The organism is Streptomyces phaeofaciens, from assembly GCF_014648915.1.
In the GTDB taxonomy this organism is placed as follows: Bacteria; Actinomycetota; Actinomycetes; order Streptomycetales; family Streptomycetaceae; genus Streptomyces; species Streptomyces phaeofaciens.
This window is the reverse complement of sequence record NZ_BMSA01000087.1, coordinates 1-1,904: the sequence shown is the minus strand read 5'-3', so window position 1 is coordinate 1,904 and position 1,904 is coordinate 1. Positions and strand designations below refer to the sequence as shown.

1 protein-coding gene and 1 pseudogene are annotated in these 1,904 nt (G+C 70.5%); both read right to left on the bottom strand.

Translation table 11 applies throughout. The features are described from left to right. Positions 1 to 265: 265 nt before the first annotated feature. Positions 266 to 1,741: an AICE element replication initiation protein gene (locus tag IE275_RS45645; protein WP_189718600.1), complete on the bottom strand. Its 1,476-nt coding sequence runs from the start codon at positions 1,739 to 1,741 to the stop codon at positions 266 to 268. 2 nt (positions 1,742 to 1,743) lie between these two features. After that, positions 1,744 to 1,904: pseudogene (locus IE275_RS45640) on the bottom strand (bifunctional DNA primase/polymerase); the annotation flags it as partial.

Sequence of the window (1,904 nt, the reverse complement as noted above, 5' to 3'; positions counted from 1 at the left end):
GACGCAGGATTCGCCGTCTGCGTCACCGGCTGTCGCCGCAGGTCAGCGGCCGTCTGTCGGGCCCGTGGTGACGCAGTGACGCAGACCTTCCCTACTTGGGAAAAAGAAGGGTGGTGTCTGTGGGTCTTTACGCCCGCTCAGGGCTTGAAGAACGGGCCGCTTCGCGGCGCGACCCGTGCAGGGCGGCTGCCGCCGCCGAACAGCAAGAGGAGCACCCGCAGCGGGGCGTGCTCCTCTTGCTTGTCCGCCTGTCCGGGCGAGGCGGTCAGAAGGCGGGCTGCTGCTCGGGCGGCGGGGGCGGGGCCTGGCGGCTGAGTTCGATGTAGCGGGCGGCGCTGGTGCGCCCCCAGTCGACCAGGACGCCCCGCGCGGCCAGGGTGGGCTGGATGCGCCTCAGCCGGTCGGACAGCACCTTGCCCGTGGTGGGCCAGCCCTTGGGCAGGGGGCGGCATTCCTCGCCGCTGTAGAGGGCGGTCAGGGCGTGCAGCCACTCCGCCGACGTCATCCGTACCTCTTCGCCCGGGGCGAGTTCGGCGGCGTGCTTGAGGACCGTCTGTGCCAGGAGATCACCCTCGATCACGTCGTCGTTCAAGTCGTCCAGGCCGGCCCGGTATGCCTCCAGCGTCCCGAAGCCGGTGACGGTGTCGAGCTGGGCGCACAGATGGGCGAAGTCAGCCATCCGCAGATCGGTCGGGGTCTCGGCCTGTACCGCGCGGACCTTGACCGTCAGGTCGAGCAGGGAGCCGAGAACGACCGGCAGGATCTCCGCGTACTCCGCCCACAGCTCCGCCTCGGTGCGCCGCACCCGGGGGCGTTCCAGGCGCAGGGTGAGAAGGCGTTCGGCAAGGTCGGGGCGGATGACGCCGACATCGATGCCGGTCAGCAGCATCGGGCGGCGGTAGCGGGAGCGGACGACGTCGCCGTCGGTGAACAACGCGCGCTTGATGCTCTCGGCCCCGGTGATGATGCAGCACATGAGGTCGGACAGGTCCGGGGGCAGGTGGGAGAGGTTGTCCAGGGCGGTGATCCATCCGGCCGCGACCGCCGTGATCATGTTCTCTTCATCCTTGGGCGCCCTGCGCAGGTCGCCTGTCATGCCCTCGATGATCCGCACGAGCATCCGCCCGCCGGTCGACTTGCCGGCGCCCTGCGGCCCGGTGAGGAACGGCGCGGGGACGGGCACGGACGGCTCCAGGCAGCCGATGAGCCACGCGATGGCGAGAGCCTCGGTCTTGGCGTCGGCGAAGTTGCACAGCCGCATCAGCAGGTCGATGCCCTTGCCGTTGGTGTCCTTGGCGGGCAGGGGGAGTTCCCCGGTGAGCTGGGTGCGCCGCCAGCACACCTCTTCGGGGTCGGGGATGCGGATGTCCCAGCCGGTGGGGTGGATGCGGACGGACCGGCCGTCGTCGCGGCCGAGGTCGAGCCAGGTGGCTCCGTCGAAGCCGGGGGCGACGCGGATGTGGGTGGGCTGTACCCGCTCGGTGAGGGCGAGAGCCTCGATCAAGTCCAACGCCTCCTTGAGGGCGGTTCCGTTGAAGACGCCGACCCCGTCACGGAAGAGGCCGACCATGAGTTCCTGCCGGTGGCTCCCGGTCGTGCCCTGGGAGCGGATCGGGCGGGCCACGGGGTGGCCGGTGCGCTGCGCGTACACGGTCCCGTCCACGGTGCGGAAGTACCGGAAGTGGGACTGCGCGTAGTCGGTGATGACCTGCCGGGCGGGGCTCTTCTCGTCGTCGGACACGGTCACAGTCCCAACGTGGTCAGGGCGTTGGTCCACGCGTCCGTGCAGTGCCGGGGGGTCTCGCCCTTGGCCTGCGCGGCGGTGAACAGCCGGGTGACGTGGGTATCGGTGAGGCAGCCGCACCGGCCGTGCGTGGACAGCACGGCGAGGAACGTCCGGTAGA